This window comes from Sorangium sp. So ce406, from assembly GCF_051474675.1.
Lineage (GTDB): Bacteria > Myxococcota_A > Polyangia > Polyangiales > Polyangiaceae > Sorangium > Sorangium cellulosum_G.
Genome location: NZ_CP150340.1, coordinates 6,994,162 through 7,010,905, shown reverse-complemented (window position 1 = coordinate 7,010,905; position 16,744 = coordinate 6,994,162). Strand labels below are relative to the sequence as shown.

Sequence of the window (16,744 nt, the reverse complement as noted above, 5' to 3'; positions counted from 1 at the left end):
GTTAGCCATGCGCAACGTGAAATTTTCCCGGCGTGCGATGCTTCGTGGCCTCGGCTACGGAACGATCTTCTGTTCTGGGCTCATCGACAACCTCTACGCCCAAACCGTTCCGCGAATCACGCGTGTCGCCATGTTCGGCTACGCGAATGGCTCTCAGTATCAATCGGAGCCGACCGGAGGCGAGAGGAACTTCGTGCTCAAGCCGCACATGGCGCCACTCGAGGCGGTGCGCGACGACATCCTGGTGTTCAAGAACCTGACGCTCGCACGCGACCCAGGTAACGCGCACCGCTCGGCGTCGTTTTCGGTGTTCGGCCTCGGCGCGCCGACCAGCATCGATCAGGAGTTCGCCAGGTTCCTCAAGGGCACGGCGCCGCTGGCATCGCTGGAGATCGCGGTCGGGCAGACATCCGGCGACGGCGGCGTCATCCCCGGGCTGTCTCAGGTCGATGGCAGGTTCATCCCCAGCGTGACAAACCCGCTGGCTGCGTATCAGCGCATCGCGGACCGCATCAGCGGGGGCGGCACGTCCATGAACACGCCGAGCTCCGCCGAGCAGGCGCTGCTCCGCCGTCAGAGCGTGCTCGACTTCATCAAGGACGACGTCCGGTCCTTTCGCGGGCGGCTCGGGCCGGAGGAAGCCGTCAAGATGGACTTCTACCTCGAGTCGCTGCGCACGCTCGAACGCGATGTCGGCGGCAGCATCCCGAGAGAGAGCTCGTGCAAGGAGATCGCGTCGCCGCTGCTCAGCAAGAACACCATGATGAACGACATGCCGGAGCACAGCCGGCTGTATCTCGACATCATGGCGATGGCCTTCGCCTGCAACATCACTCGCGTGGCATCCATGATGTGGGGCGGCGGCGAGAACAACGAAGCCATCAAGTTCGGCGACATCGATATCTCAGCCTGGCACTCCGTCTCACACGGCGATCCGGACGGCGCTCCGGGACGACAGATCACCCGGCTCCAGGCCTATTTCGCGGGAGAGTTCCGCTATTTCGTCGAGAAGCTGAAGAGCCTCTCCGACGGCGAGTTCTCGCTGCTCGACAACACCGCAGCGGTTCTTTGCACCCAGAACGGCAGCAGCCAGCTGGGCTCAGCCCAGAACTTCGCCGAGACCGACCACCCGCCCCAACACGCACCTTTCGTCGTTGCCGGCAGCTGCGGAGGTGCCTGGAAGACCGGGCGCCTGCTCGACGCCGGCGGGCGCAATCACAACGACGTTTATGCCAGCATTGCCCGGGCGATCGGCATGGACGTGACGTCTGTCGGCCGCGCTGCCTGGTGTCGAGGTCCGCTCATCACATAGCTGGGGGCCAATCGCGGCGCGGCAACGGCAGTGCCGTGCTACGACACCCGGGGGGCGCTCCGGCTCACCGCGCAGCTCGCGCGCTCCGCCTGTCATGCCTGCGGCGACGGCGGGTGGAGCTCCTGCCGCTCGTGGTGCGGCACGCGTCGAGGCGCGGGAGGATCTCCAGGTCAACCGGCGCGTCGACACGGGGAGACTGGTCCGCCTTCGCGCTCGATGTGCTCGCTCCCGTGGCCGAGAGGTACGCGGGCTATGGCGCGATGCTCCGCGGAGGCGAAGGCGGCGAGATGATCGTGCCCGAGGAGCGTCGACTTGGCTGCGGGATGCACATCCGCGCCAGGTTCGAGAAGGCGGCCGAGTCGTGGGCCGACGCCGCCCCGCGCCCAACATCGTGGACCCCGGCGAGCGCCGCAAGGGGCCGTGCCCATGGCGATGGTCGGGGGGTTACGGTGTAACCGCCGTTCGCGCTCGGGCGCCGCGTGGCCGCGAAGAGCGCCGCCGTCCAGACGCACTTCCACTCGCGATGAAATCGTTCAACGACGACGGCGACTTCGATGAGCTGCGCCTCACAATCGCGCTGGAGCACGCGATCGTGCTATGCGTAGCACATGCACGTACACCGACTGAAATTCTCTTCTTCCGCCGTCCTCGCGTGTGTGGTGCTGCTCGTCGCAGCGTGCAGTGAGGGCGCCGACTCGCCGGGCACGACGACGGGCGGAACCGCGAGCACGTCCAGCTCCGGCTCGAGCGCGACCAGCGGGGGCGCGGAGAACCCCGGTGCAGGAGGCACGGCCGGCGGCGGCACCGGGGGCGCCGGCGGAGCGGGCTCGGGTGGCATGGGCGGCGTATCCGACGGTGGCGGAGGTACCGCGGGCGACGGAGGCGCAGGGGGCAGCGCTGGCGCGGGCGGCGGCCCGGCATTCCAGCCCTGCCCGGCGAGCGGCCCGTGTAAGATCATGCCCTTCGGCGATTCAATCACGCAGGGTTTCAACGTCGCCGGCGGCTACCGCGCCCCGCTGTTCCACCTCGCGCTCGAAGCGAACCGCGACATCACCTTCGTCGGTTCCGCCAATGATTACAGCGTGCCCATGGTGGACGGAGTGACCTTCCCGAGGAACCACGAGGGTCACGGCGGCTGGACGATCGAGGGCAACAACGGCATCGCGCAGCTCGTGGGCACCAGCATTCCGAATTACCAGCCCAACATCATTACGTTGATGATCGGAACGAACGACATCAACGGTAACATCAACCTTGCGGACGCACCGAATCGCCTGGGCAAGCTGCTCGACTCGATTTTCATGCGTGATCCGAACATCCTCGTGGTGCTCGCGCAGATCGTGCCGACGAGAACGGACGCCACGAACAACGCCATCATGGCCTACAACGCGGCCATGCCCGACCTGGTTTCGACGCGCGTCAGCAAGGGGCAGCACATCGTGCTGGTGGACATGTATACAGCGTTCACCAGCGACACGAACTACAGGCAGACCCTCCTCGGCGACAATCTCCACCCGAACCAGGCAGGGTATAACCGCATGGCCGAGGTTTGGTTCGAGGCGTTGAGTCCGTACCTCCCCTGAAATCGAAAGGCGAACGCCACCAACGCTCGAGCAGATTCGCGGCGCACGCCGTTCGAGCCGAAATTGAGGAGCTCGCGGCGTAACCCCGGCTATTGGTTCGCCCCGGCGCAATCACCTCGCCTGGTATCGAAAACGAATGGCACCACGACGCGGCGTAAGCGCCCGGCCATCGCCATGGGCACGGCCCCTTGCGGCGCTCGCCCGCGTCGCCGGCCGAAGCTCGCGTTGTTCAGGTCGCGTCGGCGTCGCCGGCGCTCGGAGCAGGACGCGACGATCTCGCCCGTGTGTCGGGCAGCAACTCGTCCAGCCGGTCGCGCGGCCAGCCCGCCTGCAGCTTGCCGATGACGTCTGTCGCTCACGCGAGCGGGTTGACTCCGTGCATCCGACACGAGCCGAAGACGTATAGCCCACGGCCAGGCGCTGAGCACCACTATTCTAGCGCGCCGGCAGGACGGCGACGGCGCGGACGCCGTCGCCGCGGAGCCTACCCCGGTGCTGCGTGACGTGAAGGCGATGTCCGGGGGCGGTGGCCACACGTGCGCGCTGACGGCTCGACGTGGTGCTGGCGCTGGAACCCGTACGGGCAGGTCGGTGACGGGACACGCGAGGACCGGCTCGCGGCCGTCGAGACCCTGGTGGAGTGGGATCGGGCCTTCCTGTTGTTCGCTCCGCGGGAAATCGCCCGTAGCCTGTCGGCATGAACTGTCTCACGTGCGGCCGCTCGAATCCGGAGGCCTATGTCATCTGCCTGGACTGCGGCGCCCGGCTCCCCCGCGCCGCGAGCGCGCCCGTCGCGGATCCCGTCACCGATCCCCACGCCGCGAGCGCGCCGGCGGAGCGCTCCCTGGAGGAGCGGGTGGCGCGGCTCGAGCGCGAGGTCCAGGCGCTGCTCGAGCGGCGATCCGCGTCGATGCGCGACGAGCTCCGCTGCCCCGCATGCGGCGCGAGGAAGATCCTCCACGCGCCCAAGGTCCTCGACGCGGACGCCGACGGGCGGAGCGAGCTCGCCATCGCGAAGCCGAGCGTCTGGAGCAGCCGGAGGGTCGGCAAGCTCGAAGCCTACATCTGCGCGGGCTGCATGCTGGTCGAGTGGCACGTGAAGGAGCTCGAGGGGCTCGACGAGCATGTGGACGTGTCGGTGCTCGATGGTGAGGCGCCGCGCCAGGGACCGTATCGTTGATCGATCGCGTCCGCCCGCGTTGTGAACCCATGCAAGGTCGCCCGTGATGGGCGCCTGGACCGCCTGCTTCGCCGACGTGATGAGCCAGCGTGGCGAGCGTCGTGATGGCTCGGTCCTGGGTCGAAAGAGCGCGGTCCGGGCGGCGCCGAGCGCGCTGCGGGGCGCACCGGGGTGCCGTGGGCACACGTGTCCGTCCGGGTGTTGGTCTGGCCCGGGGGCGCGTCGCGAGACGCTATGCGGCGTCAGCGAGCGCCTCGCGGCGCACAACGGCGCTTTTCCAGTGTCGATGATCTCGCGTCCCGGCTCCGGGCCGGCAAACACGCCGCCGGAGGCTGCGCCGGTCCGTGCCGGGACGAGTGATCATCGAGCATTCCGCTGCGCCGAGCGGAGATGCTTCACGACGCTCAGGGCGTGGTGGCGGTCGCCGTGTAGTTTGTGCCGGTCTTGTTCGCGCAGAAGCCGAACGAGGTCGTGGCTCCGGGCGCGAGGTTCGCATTCCAGCTCAGCGGAGTGATCTGATACTGACCGGCGGAAGCCGCCTGAAAGTTCGCGCTGTGGCTGCTCGTCAGCGTGGATTGATTCATCGCGAGCGACACGGACCACGTGGAGATCGCAGTCGTGCCGCCGTTGTGAACCGCGACATTCGCGCAGTAGCCCGTGTTCCAGTTGCTGGTCACGGTGAGCGTCGCGGTCCACGGCGTCGTGCTCGCGCCGCACGGGATCTGGCTCGTCGACCAGGACGTGTTCGGATCGATGAAGCACAGGTTCCAGGTCGAAGGCGGGCCGTTGAAGTCCGTCTCGCTCGGCGGCAAAAGGCTCGTCACGCCGTCGTGAACGAGGCTCGTGTCGATGAAGCCGAGCTGCGGGAACGGCTGATCCTCGAGCGGAGAAAAGTTTTCGACGATCGGGCCCCACCAGCCGCAACCGGTCACACTGCAGTCTTGTTGCGGACCCGTGAACGCGTGCACGTACTCGAGATCCCACTGACTCGTGCAATAATTCCAGAACAAAACGCGGTTCTCCCAGCCGCTCGCGGTGGAGACGGTGGCATTGGCGTAGTACAACGTCTCGTGGTCCACGCCGGCGCCGTCCGCCATTTGCGTGAGCTGGCAGGTGTTGTCGCTGAATGGTCGCGTCCAGATCCAGGAGGGCACGGTCTGACCGCCCGCGCACGGATCGGTCGCCGAGCACGACCAGTCGAAAATGCCGATGTGATGCACGCTGGCCTCGCGGTACCAGCCGACGACCTCGACGGTTTTTTCCGTGCGATTCGTGGCCGTCGTGAACAAGTCCGCCGGTACGTCGAAGCCGAGCCCCTCCGGATACACGATCATGTGTGTGTAGAGCGTCGATGATTCGGTCACGGGCAGCGCGCCGCTCTTGTAAGTCACGCCCGCGCCGAGCCCGCCCGGCACGTGGTCGGGGACGCTCACGTGCGAGCGCGCCGCGCCGCCCGCCGTACCGCGCAACGCCTCGAGATTCGGCGGCAGCCGCTCCGGCCTGCGCGCGGCGGCACGCTGCGCTTCAGCGCGGCGATCGGCGATCGGCGCGCACTGCCGCGTCTCCGGATTCTGCAGCAAACCGGCGGCGCAATGCCCGCCGCCTGCGAGCGCATGCGCCTCCGAGACGACGCCCTCCTCGCCGGATGCGTCCGCGCCGCACGCGAGGAGAACCAGCGGTGCCGCGAGGTACAATGAAGAAGAAAAGGCCGACATCATCGAAACCGTGACTCGTTGCATCGTCGCTCCTACTTCGGTCGACACACACTTTTGGTGAGCTCACGCGCAGTGAGCAGGTGACCGAACCCGGGTTGTTCGTTTCAGACTCTCAGCGCCATTGGAGTCTCGTCGCGTAGGCAAACCAGGCCGGATCGCCGACGCGTAGGCAAAGCAAGCCGGAACGCAGCGCGAGGAAGTGTAGCGCAGCAAGCCGAAAGGGTTGGACCGCGAGCGGCTCGTAGGCTGCACTTTCATGGCTCACCGGAGGGCGTGATTCCAATGCATTGGCATCATAAACGCCATGCAATCGATTCATCTCGCCATGAGCGACCCGGAACGTGCCGCGGCGGCGCGCCCTCGGCGCGCCCGAGGAGCCGCGTGCCTCCCGATCCCCTCGCCGACCACCGCGGCTGCGGGCATACTACGATCGCGCCCGGGCGCGCCCGGCCTGGCAGCGGGCGCTCGAGCGCTACGCCGAGCGGCTCGGCGTGACAACCGTCACATGGGAGACGCCAACGCATGAATACACCACCGTCACCACCTGGAGCGGAGCGGACTGACGGATCCTCCGTCCAGATCGGCGCTCTCGTTCCGCTGACTCGGCCCGGCTGGGTCGAGGCAGGCCGGCACTTGCTCGCTGGACTCGAGCTGGCCGTTCGCGAAGTCAATGACGCCGGCGGGATCGTCGGAAGACCACTCGAGCTGGTGGTCCGAGACACCGCGGCTGATCCACAGAGGGCCGTGGCGGCCGTCGATGAGCTGGCTCGCCTGGGTGTGGCTGCCTTGGCGGGGGAGTACCACAGCGTCGTCGCTCGCGCCGCTGCCGCAAGGGCCGACGCCCTCGGCCTGCCGTTCCTCTGCTCGTCAGCGGTCCTCGACGCGCTCACCGAACAGCCAACGGAATGGGTCGCGCGCCTCGCCCCGGCGCAGTCCCACGGCTGGCGGATCTACGCGAGCTTCCTCCTCGGCGCGGGCCACAGGCGCATCGCCGTAGCAGCCGATTCGAGCGTCTACTGGGCGTCTGGGGCCCGCGTTCTGCGGGACTACCTCGCTCCACGCGGCGGCACCGTCATCGAGCTCGACATGCGCGCGCTCGCCCCCGCGGCCGTGTGCGACGAGCTCGTCGACGATCGCGCGACAGCCCTCCTTCTTCTGGTCGGCTACCCGGAGCCGGCGGTGTCGATCGTCAAGTCTGTCCGCCGCGACCAGCGCCTCCGCGAGATCATGATTGGTGCTCCGGCCGGGCAACCGGAGTTCGCCGAATGGGCGACGCTGCTGGGCGGCGACAGCGCCGCGATCCCGTTCTTGCGCTACCTGCCCGAGCGCCTCAGCCCGCTCGGTGCCCGAGTCGAGGCCGCCCTGCGCGAGCGGCTGGCCGAAGCGCCCTCCTTCGTCGCCTTCGAGGGCTACGACACGGTCGCCGTCCTCTCCGATGTGCTGCGTTCTCACGGCGCAGACCGGGCGCGCACCGCCGAATCCTGGGCGCGCGTCGCAGTCGAAGGCACCCGCGGGCAGATCCAGTTCTCTCGCACCCCAGGTATCAGCGTCTGGCAATGGGCTTGGCCGCCAGTCCAGGTCGTTGATCGAGATCCGGCGGAGCCCGATCGCTTTCGGGTCCTTCACGCCGGCTGAGAGAGCACAGAGGTCCGACTGCCCGGATCAGGCGGTTGCCCACGACGTTCGGGTGGATGGGTGTTGAACATGAACATCACCTCGCGGGCCGCGCTCGCGCGGAGCGCGGGCATCACCGCGGCGAGGCTGCCGCCATTCCGTGAATGGCCGCAAAACCGCGGTCGATCAACGCGATGAACGCAGCGTTCGCCTTCTTCGCCGAGCCTCCGCGCTCGAACACGCGGATGGCTTCGCCGTACGCCGTGCGCCACGTCAGCACGACCATGCCGGCGACGAGCCGCGCGACGCCATCGGGCTTCGGACCAGCGAGCTCGACCGCGAGCGCCTCGACCGTCTCATCCCCGATTTCGCGGAGGCGCGCCCTGAGCGACGGGCTCGCCGCGACGACGCGCCACCAGCCGACCGTCTGGCTGTCGATGCGAGCGAACGGATGTTTCTGCTCGCACAGCCTGTCGACGAGGCGGCGGAGCGCGTCGATCGGCGACTGCCCTTGCGCCCTCTCGCCGATGGCCTCGCGTAAGAGCCGCTTCACCTCGTCCTCGCGATCCAGGAGGAGGTCCTCCTTGCGCGCGAAGTAGTTGAACACCGTCATCTTGGAGACACGGGCGGCGGCGGCGATCTCCTCGACCGTCACCGCGTCGAAGCCGCGCGCGAAGAACATCGCCGTCGCGACGTCGGAGATCCGCTGCCTGGTCTCGCGCTTCTTGCTTTCCCGGAGCTCGCCCATGGATCGAATCTTATACCAAGACAAATATTTGGCTTGCACAAATGTTTACCGAGTCTAAGATTTGGGTCATGACTCACGACGTGGTCATCGTAGGCGCCGGCCCGGTCGGGCTTTTCCTCTCGATCGAGCTCGCGATCGCGGGCGTGAAGCCGCTCGTGCTGGAGCGGCTCGTGGAGCCCGACCGCACGATCAAGGCCGCCGGGGTCGGCGCGGTGGCAGCCGAGGCGCTGGAGCGACGCGGGCTCGCGGGTGCGCTCGACGACGAGCGCCGTGCCACCATGGCGCGGATGATGCCGGCGCTGAAGGCGCGCTTCGGATCTGGAACGATAAAGAGGCCAGGAGGCCATTTTTCTGGGATGTTCTTGGTTGACCAAGACCTCCAGCGCGACCCGGAGCGCCACATGCGTCTCGTGCCGCAAGAGGCGCTCGAGAGGATCCTGAGCGCGCGCGCGACCGAGCTCGGGATCGAAATCCGTCGCGGCATCACGGTGGAAGGCTTCGAGCAGGACGACGACGGCGTGACCGCGCAGACGAGCGCGGGCCCGCGGAGCGCGAGGTACCTCGTCGGCTGCGACGGCGGCCGGAGCCGCGTCCGCAAGCTCGCCGGCTTCGAGTTCCCCGGCACGGATCCGACCATCACCGGCTATCAGGCTGTCGTCGAGCTCGATGCGCCCGAGAAGCTCGCGATGGGTTGGCATCGAACGCCGCGCGGCCTCGTCGCGTCCGGACCGATGCCGGGGCGCGTCTTCACGGCCGAGTTCAACGGGCCGCCGCCCCATCGGGATGCGCCGATCACGCAAGCCGAGGTCGAAGCGGCGATTCAGCGCGTGAGCGGCACCGACGTCAAGATCCTCTCGATGACGATGGCGACGCGCTGGACCGATCACGCGCGGCAAGCGACGAGCTACCGAGCTGGCCGCGTCTTTCTCGCCGGCGACGCCGCGCACGTCCACTCGCCCTTTGGCGGCCAAGGCTTGAACCTCGGCCTCGTCGACGCCGCGAACCTCGGTTGGAAGCTCGCCGCGGCGGTGAAGGGGCGCGAGCATCTCCTCGACTCGTACACCGCCGAGCGCCATCCCGTCGCCGCGCGCGTCCTCGAAAATACCCGCGCGCAAGTAGCGCTCATGCGACCTGACCCGCTGACGAGCGCGCTCCGCACCATCGTGAGCGACCTGATGAAGCTGCCCGAAGGCAACCGCTACTTCGGCGAGATGCTCTCGGGCGTCGGCGTTCGTTACGACCTCGGGGACGACGACCCGCTCGTCGGCACGCTCGCGAAGGACCAGCTCCTCACGCTCGAAGGCGGCAGCGAAGAGCGGCTCTACGTGCTGATGGAGAAGGGCGGCGGCCTCTTCATCTCGCCCTCGGAACGGTCACTCCCGCGCAACGTGCACGTCGCGCGCACCAACGACGGCCCGTCGATGCTCGTCCGTCCCGACGGCTGCATCGCGTGGACAGCCGCGTCGTCGACGTCGCTCGACGACGCGCTCGCGCGCTGGTTCTGAATCAGAGCGACGCGCCGTCGCCGGTACGTCATCGACGCCGAACGCGACGTGCTGCATTGCCTTCGCGCGCTCCAGAGCTCTGTACGAGGGGCAGGAAGAGCTCGTCCACGATGGACTGGATGCGTGCGGGCTTCAGCGGCTTGAGATCCATGAGCAGGTCGTGTCGCACGAGGTCGTACGGCATGGCGAGCACGGCGGAGGGAATGCGCTCGAGGTTGACCTCACCGCGGTCGTGGGCGCGTTGGTAGAGGATGCGGACACGCGGCTTCTGGGTGTCCATGACCTTGTCGCGCATCTGCGAGGGGGTCAGGCCGGTGCTGGCCAGCAACCCCGAGAAGGCGGCGGCTGCGGCGATGGCGAAGAAGCCGGCGAGGGCGTCGCTCAGGGCCGTCAGGTGGGCGAGCAGGTCGCTGCGCAGGGCGCCGGTGTCGGGGACCGCGACCGGGCTCCCGTCTCGGCGGTGCTGGATGGCGGCGAACACCAGCTCGTCCTTGTTCGCCCAGCGACGGTACAGGACCGCGATCCCCGTGCGAGCGCGCGCGGCGACCGATTCCATGGTCAGGTTCGCGAAGCCGACCTGGACCAGCTCCTCCCAGGTCGCGTCGAGCAGATCGGCCTCGAGCTGCTGGCCGCGCCGTCTGCGGCGGACTTGCCGTTGCGTTCCTGTCGTCATGGGCCTGACCCTTTAGAGAATTTTTCATTTCTTATCAACGCCGCGGATGATAAGAGATCCATCGCTCTCTTCAACCGGAGACGGACGATGACGGATCCCGAGATGTGCGCAGCGCTGATCGTCGGCGCCGGCCCGACCGGGCTGACGCTGGCCTGCGAGCTCGCCCGCAGCGGCGTGCCCTTCCGCCTGATCGAGGCCGCCCCCGGCCCGCGGCCCGGCTCGCGCGGCAAGGGCATCCAGCCGCGCACGCTCGAGGTCTTCGACGATCTCGGCATCGTCGATCGCGTGATCGCCCACGGCCGGATGGCGATGCCGATCCTTTCCACGGCTCCCGACGGCCGGGTGACGCTGGGCGGCGCCATCCCCGAGACGCTGAAGGGTCGCGCCGACATCCCCTATCCGGCGAGCCTGATCACGCCCCAATGGCGCACCGAGGAAGCGCTGCGGCTGCGGCTGGCGGAGCTCGGCGGCGCGGTCGAGTTCGGTGCAGCGCTCGCGAGCTTCGAGCAGTCCGACGAAGGCGTGTCGGCGGTCGTTGTCAAAGGCGGTGCGACGGAGACGGTCGCCGCGCGCTGGCTGGTCGGCTGCGACGGCGGCCACAGCATCGTCCGCAAGCTGGCCGGCATCGCGTTCGAGGGCGAGACCCGCGAGGAGGTGCGGATGATCGTCGCCGACGTCGACGTCGACGGCCTCGACCGCGACGCCTGGCGCATCTGGTGGCATGAGGAGGGCGCCCTCAGCCTCTGCCCGCTGCCCTCGACCGACGTCTTCCAGTTGGGGGCCGTCGTCGCGCCGCGACAGGACCCCGAGCTCAGCCTCGCCAGCATGCGGGCGATCCTCGAGCGGCGGAGCGGCCGCACCGACCTCCGGCTCCACGAGCCGACGTGGTCGTCGCTGTGGCGCGCGAACATCCGCCTCGCCGACAGATATCGCGAGGGTCGCGTGTTCCTCGCCGGCGACGCGGCGCACATCCACTCGCCCGCCGGCGGCCAGGGAATGAACACAGGCATCCAGGACGCGCACAACCTCGGCTGGAAGCTGGCGGCGGTCGCGAAGGGCGCCTCGCCGGCGTTGCTCGACAGCTACGAGGCCGAGCGGCGACCGATCGCAGCCGGCGTGCTCGCGCTCTCGAACACGCGCCTCCAGCAGGCGCTCGAGCGGAACGACGTCGCCACCCGCCGCGATGCGAGCACCACCCAGCTCGACATCCACTACCGCGGCTCTTCCCTGGTGCGCGACGACCGCGACGGGACGGCCCAGCTCCGCGCCGGCGACCGCGCTCCCGACGCGACGAAGCTGACCACGGTGGAAGGTGAACGCCGGCTGTTCGAGCTGACGCGCGGCGGGCGCTTCACGTTGCTGAGCTTCGGGCCCGCGCCTGCGATCGGCGCCTCAGCCTCCGACCTGAGGACGCTCCAGGTCGTCGGACAGCCGGCGGGCCCCGACGACGTCGTCGACACCGCTGGCCATCTCGCCCACGCCTACGGCGCGACGGAGCGCACCCTCGTGCTCATCCGCCCCGACGGCTACGTCGCCCTGATCTCCGACGCCGGCGACGCCTCGGCAGTCTCGGACCATCTCGCCGCGTTCAGCTGAGCGTTGCGACGGCGGGTCTGCGACGGGTGCGACAGAGACGCGCGACGGAGCACGCGCTCGATCTCCTCTTGCACGACGCCGACGCGTGCGTTAAATACTGAACCACATGGTTCAGTTTTCGAGTGCCCGCCTCGACGCGTCCTTCGCCGCGCTTTCCGACGCGACCCGGCGCGGCGTTCTGGAGCAGCTCGGACGAGCCGACGCTTCGATCACGGACCTCGCCGAGAAGTTTCACATGACCCTCACGGGCATGAAGAAGCACGTCGGCGTCCTCGAGCGGGCCGGGCTCGTCACCACCGAGAAGGTCGGCCGCGTGCGTACCTGCAAGCTCGGCCCGCGCCAGCTCGACGAAGAGACGGCGTGGATCGAGAGCTACCGCCAGCTCTGGGCCGCACGGTTCGACGAGCTGGACAAGGTCATCGAGGAGCTGAAACGAAAGGAGAACGTCGATGGACGCAAGTAAAGAGAGTGAGCCCAGATTGACGAGCAATCGCACGACGGTGGAACCGAAGTCCGATCGCGAGATCGTCGTCACACGGACCTTCGATGCCCCGGCGCGCATCGTGTTCCAGGCGTGGACCACGCCGGAGCTGTTCAGGCGGTGGTGGATACCGAAGTCGATGCCCGTGCCTCTACTTTCCTACGAAGCGGATATTCGCACCGGCGGCAGCTACCGCCTGGTCTTCGGTCACGATGCCGCGCAGCCGATGGCGTTCTTCGGCACGTACCTCGAAGTGACACCGCATTCGCGCATCGTGTGGACGAACGACGAAGCGGGCGACGATGGCGCCGTCACGACCGTGACCCTCGAGGAGAAAGGCGGCAAGACGCTGCAGGTGCTGCACGAGCTCTATCGATCGAAGCAAGCGCGCGACGCCGCCCTGGCCTCGGGCGCGTACAGCGGGATGGACGAGACGTTCGAGCAGCTCGCCGAGCTTCTCGTCACGCTTGGTACGACGGCGCGATCGTCCTGAAGCCATCGCGCGGGAGGGGCGCCGGGGAGCGCGACGAGCGCGGTCTTCCTTCTCGGCGCTGCGCATTCACGCGGGCGGCGCGAGGCGCACGAGGGTCGCCGCCTCGGCACGCGCGCGACGAGGGCGCGGAGCTCGGGCGGGAGGGGCGATGATGGTGCCGGCACAGCCGAGAAAGCCCGCTGATTCGGTCGATGTCGCCCGGCTCATCCCGACGGGCGGCGCGCGCTCTCCCGGAAGAGGATCGCGGCGCCGAGCGCCGCGGCGGCGGGGACGAAGAGGTCGCCGGAGGCCGACCGCTTCAGCGGGAACCCGTTCTCCTCCAGCAGCTGCCGCGCGACGCCGATGTCGCGCACCGCGACCGCGTAGGCGACGAACGCCGGCAGCGCGGGCGCCCGCTCGCCCGGCAGGATCGCCTCCAGGTCGGCGTCGGCGACGAGGGTGACCCGGGAACCATCGAGCTCGAAGACGCGCGCCGGTCCGTCGGCGCGCGCGGGGCGGCCGAGGTACTTCTCGTAGCGGCGCTCGACCTCGGGCAAGGCGGATTGGGCGACGCAAAGCACCGACTCGACCAGATCCACCGCGCCGTTCGGATGATCGATGTCGGGCTGCGCCTTGAGCAGCGCCGCCGCCGGGTTCTCCGCGATCGCGATCCTCCCTTCGGCGACGCTGCCTGTCTCCTCCGGGGCAGGGCTGTCGAGCTCGAGGAGCCGGATCGGCTCCATCCGTGTCCCGTTCGCGGTGTCCACCGGGCGTCGAACGGTGATGACGCCCCCGTGATGGATGCCCTCCGCGCTCAGCCGGCCGGCGGCGGCGTCGGCGTCGGGGGTCTCGAACACGAGGATGTGCAAGCCCTGGAATCGAGCGAGGCACGCGGCGAGCCTGGCGACGGTGCTGCGGATGGACTCGGTGATCCGCGCCAGGTGCTCCGGGGGAGCCTGGAGGGGGATGCGCTTTGCGTCGCTCGGGAGCCGGTCGGGATCGTCGTTGTCGATGCAGCTCACGAGCTCGACGAAGCTGCGCGGGAAGTTGGCGTGGGTGTTCGTCGCGCCGAACGGACGCGGAGGCTCGCCCTCCCTGGGAGACAGCATGGGGTAGGCGGGCGGCGACAGGCGGAAGCCGAGCCGCCGGTAGAGCGCGAGGCCTTCCTCCATGTCGCGCACGATATGACCGACGTGGTGCAGGTGATCGATGTCATGACGCATGGCGGGTCACCTCCGGTTCCGGGCGCTCGGGACGCTGCCACCGTCGTCGGAGAGGGGCAAGCCCGGCAGTCCGTCGATGCTCGTCGTGTTCTTCTCGAGGCGGTAGCGCGAGAGGCCCTCTGGCCCCTTGCGCTCTGCCCATTTCGACAGCGTGTCCCGCTCGCCCTCGTACGCCATGTGCGGCACGGCGTAGCCGCACGACGTGGCGATTCGCTCGAGGGCGACGCGGATCACCGACCGGACGCCTTGAAACGGCGGGAACAGGCCCGCCAGCGCGTCGAAGCGCGGGTCGCCGGGGAAGACCGGCTCTCCGCGGCCCTGGAGGCGCAGGATGCGCGGCGGGCCGGCGAACGCGCAGAACATCAGGGTGATGCGGCCGTTGTCGCGCAGGTGCGCGATGGTCTCGACGCCGCTGCCGGTCAGGTCGAGGTACGCCACGGTCCGCGGGTCGAGGACGCGGAAGGTGTCGTGCCCCTTCGGCGACACGTTGACGTGCCCGCCGTCGCCCGAGGGCGCGGAGGCGACGAAGAAGAGGCGCTGCTCGGCGAGGAAGCCGGTGATGTCGTCGTCCAGCTCGGAGAAGGTTCGTCCCATGAGTCCTCGTGTGGTCCAAGGGGGCGCCGGGGCGCTCGCGGCGCCTGTCGACGGACGATGCAGCAGCGGCCATGGCTTGCGGCCGCGTCACGCGGTGCTGTAGGGCGCGCGCGGCGCCGAGGGGAGGGGTAGGCGGGGGGACCCTCCTCACGGAGGGCTGCGTGGCAGCATGCGGCGGGCGGCGGCTGATGAACCGTTCCAGCGTGACCCGATCGCGGCGCTGGTCAGACGTCTGGCCACGGAGAGCCAGACGTCTGGCCATGGAGAGCCAGACGTCTGGCCACGGAGCGCCAGATCATCCATCTACGCCACACAGCCCACGCCACACAGCACGTCGAAGCCCGGTCGTGGGGAGTGAGGCGTTCGTGTGAATGAGCATACGACGGAGGCGCCTCCTGGGGCGGCGCCGAGGTGGGCATAAGGGCGAGAACCAACGAGGATCGCTGCTCTCGCGACAGGACGCGAGCAGTGAACAGGCATGGATTTTTCTTGACCGGGGTCAGCGCCATGACCGTTAGAATGCGGTCTGGAGCTGCAAGAAGCGTGTTCGAAGCGCGGTCCGGTGTTTCCGGTGGGGGGAGACGCGGCACGACCGTTCGAGCACGCCCATGCCGAGCCCTGTCGACCCAGCGAGGCCAGCGATGCCCTTTCGATCGATCACGTTCAAGCTTCTCACCGGAACCGCCTTGCTACCGCTGCTCGTGGCGTGCGGGTCAGGCACCTCCGCCGGATCGTCGGACGCGGGCACGGGCGGTGATGAAGGAAGCGCGGGCGTGGGTGGACGTGGATCCGGCGGCGCCGACGGGCTCGGCACCGTCGAGGACAGCGGCGCGCGCTGCGCAAGGCCGACGTTGCCTGCCGCGTCGTCTCTCCCGGCGTACGAGACCCATCACGACCCGTTCCTGATGCTGGACGGCTCACGCATCACGAAGAGGTCGGAGTGGGCGTGTCGACGCGCGGAGATCAAGGCGCAGGTCGAGGAGTATGAGTCCGGGCCGAAGCCCGCGGTCGCCAGGGAGAACGTCACGGGCGCGTTCTCGGGCAAGACGCTGACGATCGACGTCAAGGAGGGCGCGAAGAGCGTCTCCTTCTCGATCGACATCAACGCGCCTGCCGGGGCGCCTTCCGGCCCGATCCCGCTCCTCATCAGCCTCGCGGGCTTTGGCTTCATCACCCTGGACACGAGCGTGTTCAGCTCGAACGGCGTCGCGACGGCGGTCTTCAACAACAACGAGATCGGCGCCCAGAGCGGCGGCGGCTCGCGGGGGACGGGCAAGTTCTATGACCTGTATGGCAAGGATCACCCGGCCAGCTCGATGATCGCGTGGGCCTGGGGTATCAGCCGGATCATCGACGCGCTGGAGAAGACCCCGGCAGCCAACATCGACCCGCGGCGCATCGCCGTGACGGGGTGCTCGCGGGATGGAAAAGGCGCGCTCACGGCGGGCGCGTTCGACGAGCGCGTCGCGCTGACCATCCCCCAGGAGTCGGGCGCCGGAGGCTCCGCGAGCTGGCGCGCCTCGCAGGCAGCGAGCAACGCCGGGGAGAACGTGCAGACCCTGTCCCATGCGGCCGGTGAGCAGCCCTGGTTCCGCGCGGACTTCGGGTCGAACTTCGGCAGCAGGGTGAACAATCTCCCCTTCGACCATCACATGGTCATGGGGCTCGTCGCGCCGCGCGCGCTGCTCGTCCTCGACAACAAGATCGATTGGCTCGGCATCGACAGCACCTTCACGGCCGGGTCCATCGCCCACGCGATCTGGGAGGGGCTCGGCGTGCCCGACAGGATGGGCTACTGGCAGCTCGGGGGCCACCAGCACTGCCAGTTCCCCTCCGCGCAGCGGGCGATGCTCGAGGCGTACGTGAAGAAGTTCCTCGTCGGGGGCGGCACCGACGACACCAGCGTGCTCGAGAGCGACGGGGCGACGGCCGATCTGGCCCGGTGGATGGCGTGGACGCCGCCGAGCCTCGAGTGATCGCCCTGCACGCTCTTGCGCCGTGGACGCGGCGCCCGAGCTCGCCCAGCTCGGCCCGGGTCTGCCCCAGGT

14 protein-coding genes and 1 pseudogene are annotated in these 16,744 nt (G+C 68.8%); 9 read left to right on the top strand and 6 right to left on the bottom strand.

Annotation, left to right across the window (positions count from 1 at the left end; genetic code table 11):
• Positions 1-7 precede the first annotated feature (7 nt).
• The gene (locus WME96_RS25855) at positions 8-1,312 is read left to right on the top strand and encodes a DUF1552 domain-containing protein (protein WP_437284262.1); all 1,305 of its coding nucleotides are present in this window, start codon (positions 8-10) and stop codon (positions 1,310-1,312) included.
• Between the two features lie 608 nt (positions 1,313-1,920).
• Complete coding sequence (locus WME96_RS25850) at positions 1,921-2,895, top strand: SGNH/GDSL hydrolase family protein (RefSeq protein WP_437284261.1); 975 nt, start codon at positions 1,921-1,923, stop codon at positions 2,893-2,895.
• Positions 2,896-3,124: 229 nt separating this feature from the next.
• Here the strand turns inward: WME96_RS25850 and WME96_RS25845 are convergent.
• A pseudogene (locus WME96_RS25845) lies at positions 3,125-3,330 on the bottom strand (transposase domain-containing protein); the annotation flags it as partial.
• Between the two features lie 262 nt (positions 3,331-3,592).
• On the opposite strand from WME96_RS25845, the gene WME96_RS25840 reads away from it, so the two are divergent.
• On the top strand, positions 3,593-4,075 hold the full coding sequence (locus tag WME96_RS25840) for a hypothetical protein (RefSeq protein WP_437284260.1): 483 nt from the start codon (positions 3,593-3,595) through the stop codon (positions 4,073-4,075).
• 404 nt (positions 4,076-4,479) lie between these two features.
• Here the strand turns inward: WME96_RS25840 and WME96_RS25835 are convergent, their stop codons facing one another.
• Positions 4,480-5,814, bottom strand: coding sequence for a cellulose binding domain-containing protein (locus WME96_RS25835; protein WP_437284259.1), 1,335 nt, complete (start codon positions 5,812-5,814; stop codon positions 4,480-4,482).
• 498 nt (positions 5,815-6,312) lie between these two features.
• On the opposite strand from WME96_RS25835, the gene WME96_RS25830 reads away from it, so the two are divergent.
• Positions 6,313-7,425 carry an ABC transporter substrate-binding protein gene (locus WME96_RS25830; RefSeq protein ID WP_437284258.1) on the top strand — a complete coding sequence of 371 codons (1,113 nt, stop codon included), beginning with the start codon at positions 6,313-6,315 and terminating at the stop codon, positions 7,423-7,425.
• A 112-nt stretch (positions 7,426-7,537) separates the two neighbouring features.
• Here the strand turns inward: WME96_RS25830 and WME96_RS25825 are convergent, their stop codons facing one another.
• Positions 7,538-8,152 carry a TetR/AcrR family transcriptional regulator gene (locus WME96_RS25825; protein WP_437284257.1) on the bottom strand — a complete coding sequence of 205 codons (615 nt, stop codon included), beginning with the start codon at positions 8,150-8,152 and terminating at the stop codon, positions 7,538-7,540.
• A gap of 68 nt (positions 8,153-8,220) precedes the next feature.
• Here WME96_RS25825 and WME96_RS25820 point away from each other — a divergent pair, with 68 nt between their 5' ends.
• Positions 8,221-9,657: an FAD-dependent monooxygenase gene (locus WME96_RS25820; protein ID WP_437284256.1), complete on the top strand. Its 1,437-nt coding sequence runs from the start codon at positions 8,221-8,223 to the stop codon at positions 9,655-9,657.
• 28 nt (positions 9,658-9,685) lie between these two features.
• On the opposite strand, the gene WME96_RS25815 is transcribed toward WME96_RS25820, so the two are convergent.
• On the bottom strand, positions 9,686-10,213 hold the full coding sequence (locus WME96_RS25815; RefSeq protein ID WP_437292352.1) for a TetR-like C-terminal domain-containing protein: 528 nt from the start codon (positions 10,211-10,213) through the stop codon (positions 9,686-9,688).
• 204 nt (positions 10,214-10,417) lie between these two features.
• On the opposite strand from WME96_RS25815, the gene WME96_RS25810 reads away from it, so the two are divergent.
• The 3 genes from WME96_RS25810 to WME96_RS25800 all read left to right on the top strand — a co-directional run bounded on the left by WME96_RS25810 (position 10,418) and on the right by WME96_RS25800 (position 12,900).
• Positions 10,418-11,926: an FAD-dependent oxidoreductase gene (locus WME96_RS25810; RefSeq protein ID WP_437292351.1), complete on the top strand. Its 1,509-nt coding sequence runs from the start codon at positions 10,418-10,420 to the stop codon at positions 11,924-11,926.
• A 106-nt stretch (positions 11,927-12,032) separates the two neighbouring features.
• On the top strand, positions 12,033-12,389 hold the full coding sequence (locus tag WME96_RS25805) for an ArsR/SmtB family transcription factor (RefSeq protein WP_437284255.1): 357 nt from the start codon (positions 12,033-12,035) through the stop codon (positions 12,387-12,389).
• Positions 12,376-12,900, top strand: a complete 525-nt coding sequence (locus tag WME96_RS25800) for an SRPBCC family protein (protein ID WP_437284254.1) — start codon at positions 12,376-12,378, stop codon at positions 12,898-12,900. The genes WME96_RS25805 and WME96_RS25800 overlap by 14 nt, the downstream gene beginning before the upstream one ends.
• A 203-nt stretch (positions 12,901-13,103) precedes the next feature.
• On the opposite strand, the gene WME96_RS25795 is transcribed toward WME96_RS25800, so the two are convergent.
• A complete protein-coding gene (locus WME96_RS25795; RefSeq protein WP_437284253.1) occupies positions 13,104-14,102 on the bottom strand; it encodes a VOC family protein in 999 nt (332 codons plus the stop codon).
• A gap of 6 nt (positions 14,103-14,108) precedes the next feature.
• Entirely contained in the window at positions 14,109-14,696 is a 588-nt protein-coding gene (locus tag WME96_RS25790) for a pyridoxamine 5'-phosphate oxidase family protein (RefSeq protein ID WP_437284252.1), read from the bottom strand.
• A 773-nt stretch (positions 14,697-15,469) separates the two neighbouring features.
• On the opposite strand from WME96_RS25790, the gene WME96_RS25785 reads away from it, so the two are divergent.
• Entirely contained in the window at positions 15,470-16,672 is a 1,203-nt protein-coding gene (locus tag WME96_RS25785; protein WP_437284251.1) for a glucuronyl esterase domain-containing protein, read from the top strand.
• The last annotated feature ends 72 nt before the right edge of the window (positions 16,673-16,744 follow it).